General features: G+C 61.4%; 1 pseudogene. It reads left to right on the top strand.

The features are described 5' to 3' along the window. Positions 1-342: 342 nt before the first annotated feature. Positions 343-696, top strand: a pseudogene (locus U9980_RS18065) (hypothetical protein); the annotation flags it as partial.

The raw sequence follows: 696 nt of genomic DNA on the forward strand, positions 1-696 counted from the left end.
GCGGAAGCCCCCCACGATGTTGCTCACCTGGCCTGGCTACACCGCCGCCCATCCCCGCCGCCGAATCCTTGGCGCCGCAGATGCGCCAACCGGCAGCGCTTAGAGCCCGTCCGCAGCTGGACTAAAGATCGTTCCGATCCGTGCCCCGGCTGTCCGAGGGCCCAGGCCGGACCGCTGATCGAGGTAGCGGCCGGCTCAGTATAGGCCGGTTGGCTCGGCTGGACGACCCTCTGGCCGCCTCTCGGACGAGTTGCCCATCGTTTTGCCGCCGATGCGGCTAATACAGCTCATCGTCCTATAGTCGTTAGCAGCGAAGGTTTCGGGGCGTCGAGAGGAACGGTTGTGGATCTGCCGGACTGGGTCGAGCAACTATGGGGCGAACTGCGTTTCAAGGAGTTGGTCGGGCAGGAGTCCGGTGAATGTTTCCAACGCTTGTTTCAACAGGTCATGAAGGCCGTTGACGGCGATGACTTCGCCGAAGTAAGGCCGGTAGGAAAGCATGGTGACTTTAAATGCGACGGCTGGGGAATGGAATCAGGGACCTGCTATGCAGTCTATGGTACATTCACTCGCAAGACCCCTGCCCAGGTACGCCTCAAGTTTGCTCGCGATCTTCATGGCGCCACGCGATCCTGGCCCAACATGCGAGCATGGCGGCTTGTTCACAACGACGTTGCCGGGCTCAGTGCACTGGTA

The sequence above is a fragment of the Protofrankia sp. Cr1 genome, assembly GCF_963555865.1.
Classification (GTDB): Bacteria; Actinomycetota; Actinomycetes; order Frankiales; family Frankiaceae; genus Protofrankia.